The sequence below is a fragment of the Planktotalea sp. genome (assembly GCF_039984035.1).
Classification (GTDB): Bacteria; Pseudomonadota; Alphaproteobacteria; order Rhodobacterales; family Rhodobacteraceae; genus Planktotalea.
Genome location: NZ_JBDWVM010000413.1, coordinates 1 through 5101, shown reverse-complemented (window position 1 = coordinate 5101; position 5101 = coordinate 1). Strand labels below are relative to the sequence as shown.

The following is a 5101-nucleotide window of genomic DNA, read 5'->3' as shown; positions in this document are numbered from 1 at the left end:
AAGCAAGATGTTTTCGCGCAAGCTTTCATCAAAGAGCAGCGCATCTTGTGACACCACAGAAAACATATCGCGCAGGTCAGCAAGGGCCATGTCTGTGACGGGAACACCGCCGATGAGGGCTTGGCCTTTTTGCGGATCAGTCAGGCGCGTCAGCACATTGAAGATCGTGGATTTACCAGCGCCAGAAGGGCCAACAAGCGCGGTGGTTTTACCCGCAGGCGCGACAAAGCTGGTTTTACGCAGGACATCTGCATCGCCGTAGCTGAGTTCAACCGCGTCGAGCGTGATCTCAGGCGTGCCAACTGGTGCAGGGACGGGGTGCGCGGGGCTTTTATGAACCGGCTCTAGTGCGAGCAATTCCATAACACGTTCAATGCCAGCGGCCGCCGCTTCCCATACACCAGTGATCGTGCCAAGGCGGCGCAGCGGTTCAAAAGCAAAGCCAAGCGCTGTGAAAAACGCCATGAATTCACCGACGGTCTTTTCGCCGGAAATAATCTCGCCGCCGCCGTAAATCAGAACCCCAAGGAAACCGACACCTGACATGGCATCGATGAGGCCTGGAATGGCGGCTTTGCCGAGGGACGTGGTCACTTCGACCTCTACGCGCTCAGCGTTGAGCTTGGCATAGTGGCGTGCTTGGTAGTCTTCTAGACGGTTGAGTTTTACAGGGACGATACCGTGGAACACTTCATCAAGACGACCAGATTGGCGGGCGGCAACCTGATGCGCCGTACGTGAATGACGGCGCACAAAACGCTGCGCCACGAGGGACGGGAGAACCAAGAGCGGCACACCGACCAAAGCAACAGCGGTCCAACGCCAGTCGACGCTCATCGCGACGCCGAAGAGCACAACAACAGCCACCAAATCGCGACCCGCGCCCGTGATAATCGCATTCCAGACTTGGCTGACGGCAGACACGTCACCGATGACGCGTTGCATCAACGTGCCGGGCGCATTGACCTGATGAAAGCTCACATCGAGGCGCATCAGATGGCTCAAAAGATCGCCGCGCATATCCGCCTCTGATTGTTGGGAAATACGCGTCAGGATCACCTTTTGAATGACTGACGCCCCCGCACGCACAAGGAAAATACCCAAGATCACGAGACCAACCCACCATAGCGCTGATTGATCCCCCGCAAGGAACACCAGATCAAACATGGGCTTCATCATCCAGCTGAGCAGGCCCAGCATCGATCCTTCAAGCGCCATAAAGAAGGTGGCGAGCAGGAGCATCCAGAGATGGCGGCTTAGGTAGCTGCGCCAAAGCCATTTCAGGAGCGTGCGGCTGGAATGATCAGGAGTGGCCATATCAGGCAATCTGCGCGGCTGGCGTTTTGCTGTCAAAGCCTTCTTGGATTTTGTCGTTGTCGTATTCCGTGCGAATCCACGTCTCGAAATCAATATCGCTTTTGGCTTGGCGGGCTTCAAAGACGTCTAGGATATAGTCCTGCACGCCTGTTTTGGACCATTTGAGGTGGATGAATTTGATCGACAGTTGCTCGCGCGCTTTTTGCACAGGCACATCGTCAAAGATCATCTGATACATCGCAGCGCAGAATCCCGCGCGATCGGCGCCAGATTTGCAATGGAACATGTAAGGGCGCTCAACAGTGCGCATCAGGTCTATTACAGCGACAATATTTTCGCGATCCGCAGCCGTGCGCGCCCAAAGGCGGGTGTTGTGCAATTTCAGCCCAAGAATGCGGCAGCTTTCTTCTTCGAATAAATAATGTGCACGCGGGTCCGTTCCGCGCAGGTTGATCACCGATTTGATCCCCATGTCGCGATATTTCATGAACCGCTTATGCGTGGGTTGGTTTGATCGCCACACACCTTCGCTGACCGGAAAGAAATTTGTCCAATAGATGCGCAAGAAATTATGGTCGAACAGATTGAAATGCCACACAGATTTGCGGCGCTCCACGGGATCAGTGATGTCATTGCCAAAGGAATAGCGCCAATTGCGTTCCCAATCGCTCAATCGTTTACCAAGGTTTTTTAACATCTTTTGATCCTGCCAATGGGGCCCTTCAGCGGGATGTAGACCTTGGCGCGCGATGGTGCAAGGTTTGCCCCCGTTGACGGCGCGCGCGAAGAGATTAGTGTCCGCGTAACGACAATGGAGTTTTTAACGATGTCCCTCGCAAACGGCCGTACCTATCTTGCAATTCCTGGCCCCTCGGTTGTGCCTGACGCGGTTTTACGCGCGATGCATCGTGCCTCGCCGAATATTTATGAGGGCGAGCTCACGGAAATGATGCCTGCGATTACTGCCGATTTGCGCCGTATTGCACGCACCGAGCACCATGTGGCGATTTATATCGGCAATGGACATGCGGCATGGGAAGCTGCGCTCAGCAATGTCATCGCAGAGGATGATCTTGTCCTCGTGCCTTCAACGGGACGATTCTGTTATGGCTGGGGCGATATGGCGACTGGTTTGGGCGCAGAGGTCAAAACGTTGGATTTCGGGATGAAAACCCCAATGGACCTTGAGGCGATTGAGGCTGCGCTGCGCGCTGATACGGAGCACAAGATCAAGGCGGTTTTGGCCGTGCATGTCGACACATCGACGTCGATCAAAAGCGATATCGCTGGCGTGCGCGCGGCGCTCGATGCGGCGGGGCATCCGGCGCTGTTGATGGCGGATTGCATTGCTTCTCTTGGTTGTGATCGTTTCGAGATGGACGCTTGGGGCGTCGATGTCATGGTGGCCGCCAGTCAAAAAGGGTTGATGGTCACGCCCGGACTTGGATTCGTGTTCTTCAATGACCGCGCCAAGGCCGCGCGCCAAAAGATGAAACGTGTGAGCCGGTATTGGGATTGGACCCACCGTTCCAGCGGGACGATCTTGTCGGAATACTTTGGCGGAACAGCACCCACCCATGTGCTTTATGGGCTGCGCGTTGCACTGGATATGATCCACGAAGAAGGGCTTGAGGCCGTGTGGGCGCGCCATGAAACGCTGGCTAATGCCGTATGGGCTGCGTGTTCGGCATGGGGCGAAGGCGGCGCTTTGACCATGAACGTTAACGAGCCGACACACCGCTCACATGCGGTGACCGCGCTCAGACTTGGCGGACCAAAAGGCACAGCATTGCGGCGCTGGTGCGAAAGCGAGGCAGGGGTCACCTTGGGCGTTGGTCTTGGTATGTCCGAACCTGATGATCCCAAAGGCGACGGGTTCTTTCGCATTGGCCATATGGGCCACGTCAATGCGCATATGGTGATGGGCACGCTCGGCACGATACAGGCGGGCTTTGACGCGCTGGATATTCCTTATGGCGCAGGCGCTCTTGATGGCGTCGCCAAAGTACTGGCTGGCAAGATTTAATCGCGCGCGCGTGCGCGTCGGTATTCGAGCCAGCTGATCCAGCGATGCACCGCAGCCGCAAGTAACAACGCAGCGATAAATCCTTTCCATGCCCAGAGCACGACCATGATCCACATGAGATTGATCAAGCCCATGACGAGGCAGGTATTGGTGTAGTTTTCAACTCTTCCAGGATAGTTGTCCAAAGCGGCTCCTTTCGTGGACACAACACAGTTGTGCACTCAAGCTACCGCAATTTGACCAATTTCCTAAAAGTTTTTGCAGCGACTAGCCTTTGCTTGCTTGAACAAGCGCCTTTGGCAGGGCCTCGGCAAAGCGTGCGATTTCAGCGTCTGGGCCGCAGCTGACGCGAATACAGCGATCTTGCGGGGCGACAAAGGGCATACGCACAAACACGCCTTGCGCGATCAAATCACCCAAAACGCGGCGCGCGAAATCACCGTCTTTTCCACAATCGATTGTCACGAAATTGGTAGAAGATGGAACGCAGGTTAGGCCATTTGCCTCAGCTATTTCTGTAATCTGCACCTTGGATGCAGCAACCTTGTTTTGAATGTCTTGCAAACCAGCCTGATCGCCGAGCGCAGCAAGTGCCGCGATTTGCGCCAAGCGGTTCATGCCAAAATGATTGCGGATCTTCTCAAAGGACCGGATCAATGCCGCCGCGCCCATCGCATAGCCAACGCGCATGCCAGCCAATCCATACCCTTTGGAAAATGTGCGCATGCGGATCACGCCTATATGCTCAATCGGTAGGTTTGGCACCGCATCGGGTTCTGCGAATTCGATGTAGGCCTCATCCAGGACCAGCAAACATCCCTCGGGCAAATTATCAGCCATGTTCTCGATCAAAGAAGGTGCAAGGGTCGTGCCCATCGGGTTGTCGGGATTGGACAGATAGACCAGCTTTGCGCCGACCTCATGCGCTTTGGCGAGCAGCGCCTCTGGGTCTTCATAATCGCCTTTGTAAGGAATTTTGTGCAGCGCACCGCCAAAGCCTGCCACATGATAATTGAAGGTCGGATAAGCGCCATCAGATGTCACCACAGCGTCGCCATCGCCTATGATCAAGCGCACAATATAGTTCAGCAACCCGTCGATGCCTTCACCGATAACGATGTTTTCAATGCCAATTCCATGATGCACGGCCAAAGCACTGCGTAAATCATGGCTTTCGGGTTCGCCATACATCCACGCCTCATGGGCATGGGCCTTAATCGCCTCCAGCACTTTTGGCGCAGGGCCAAAACCATTCTCATTCGCGCCAAGACGCGCATCAAAGGGCGCGCCGCGGCTGCGTTCTTGTGCTTCAGGGCCGACAAAAGGGACCGAAGCAGGAAGCGTTTGGGCGAGAGCGGTGTAGCGTGGATGTGTCATGGCGAAAGGGGTAGTGCCTGCGCGATGAGGGGGCAAGGTTGAAAATGCGCGGAACATGCTTACATGAGAATCATTCGCAATTAGCGAGTGTCGCCAAGGAGGGGAGATCATGAAGCTGACCCGTAGAGGATTTATCGCAAGTGCAATGGCCGCAGGCGCCGTGCGCAGCGTTCCACACATCGCGAGCAAAGCCGGTGGTCGCCGTATCCTAACGCTCGTCTATGACAAATCGCTTGGCATGATGCGCGCTGTTGAACGCATTGTGCCCTGACGTTCCGCTTTTCTTTTCAGCGCGCTTGAGGCTAGCTGCCTAGCAACTGTTAGGGAGCCTCAGAATGTCACGCGTCACAACCACCATCACCGATCACGTCGCCTATGTTG

At 55.3% G+C, this 5101-nt stretch carries 6 protein-coding genes; 2 read left to right on the top strand and 4 right to left on the bottom strand.

From position 1 onward, the window contains the following. Together ABJQ89_RS18065 and ABJQ89_RS18060 are read right to left on the bottom strand one after the other, a co-directional pair. Window positions 1–1317, bottom strand: a 1317-nt coding sequence (locus tag ABJQ89_RS18065) for an ABC transporter ATP-binding protein (RefSeq protein WP_348497547.1), incomplete at its 3' end; no start/stop codon positions are given. Window position 1318: 1 nt separating this feature from the next. Further along, window positions 1319–2014 carry a tyrosine-protein phosphatase gene (locus ABJQ89_RS18060; protein WP_348497546.1) on the bottom strand — a complete coding sequence of 232 codons (696 nt, stop codon included), beginning with the start codon at window positions 2012–2014 and terminating at the stop codon, window positions 1319–1321. Window positions 2015–2143: 129 nt separating this feature from the next. Between ABJQ89_RS18060 and ABJQ89_RS18055 the strand changes: the two genes are divergently transcribed. Continuing rightward, window positions 2144–3343 (top strand): aminotransferase class V-fold PLP-dependent enzyme, encoded by a 1200-nt coding sequence (locus tag ABJQ89_RS18055; protein ID WP_348497545.1) that lies wholly within the window; start codon window positions 2144–2146, stop codon window positions 3341–3343. Here ABJQ89_RS18055 and ABJQ89_RS18050 read toward each other — a convergent pair. Both ABJQ89_RS18050 and ABJQ89_RS18045 read right to left on the bottom strand, forming a co-directional pair. Continuing rightward, a complete protein-coding gene (locus ABJQ89_RS18050; RefSeq protein ID WP_348497544.1) occupies window positions 3340–3528 on the bottom strand; it encodes a hypothetical protein in 189 nt (62 codons plus the stop codon). The two genes, ABJQ89_RS18055 and ABJQ89_RS18050, sit on opposite strands and share 4 nt — an antisense overlap. An 82-nt stretch (window positions 3529–3610) precedes the next feature. Next, on the bottom strand, window positions 3611–4720 hold the full coding sequence (locus ABJQ89_RS18045) for a pyridoxal phosphate-dependent aminotransferase (RefSeq protein ID WP_348497543.1): 1110 nt from the start codon (window positions 4718–4720) through the stop codon (window positions 3611–3613). 109 nt (window positions 4721–4829) lie between these two features. Between ABJQ89_RS18045 and ABJQ89_RS18040 the strand changes: the two genes are divergently transcribed. After that, complete coding sequence (locus tag ABJQ89_RS18040) at window positions 4830–4991, top strand: Tat pathway signal protein (RefSeq protein WP_348497542.1); 162 nt, start codon at window positions 4830–4832, stop codon at window positions 4989–4991. Window positions 4992–5101: the final 110 nt, after the last annotated feature.

Bases quoted from the DNA above. Each gene is read 5' to 3' on its own strand.
- ABJQ89_RS18060 (WP_348497546.1), bottom strand. From the start codon at position 2,014: ATGTTAAAAAACCTTGGTAAACGATTGAGCGATTGGGAACGCAATTGG.
- ABJQ89_RS18055 (WP_348497545.1), top strand. From the start codon at position 2,144: ATGTCCCTCGCAAACGGCCGTACCTATCTTGCAATTCCTGGCCCCTCG.
- ABJQ89_RS18045 (WP_348497543.1), bottom strand. From the start codon at position 4,720: ATGACACATCCACGCTACACCGCTCTCGCCCAAACGCTTCCTGCTTCG.
- ABJQ89_RS18040 (WP_348497542.1), top strand. From the start codon at position 4,830: ATGAAGCTGACCCGTAGAGGATTTATCGCAAGTGCAATGGCCGCAGGC.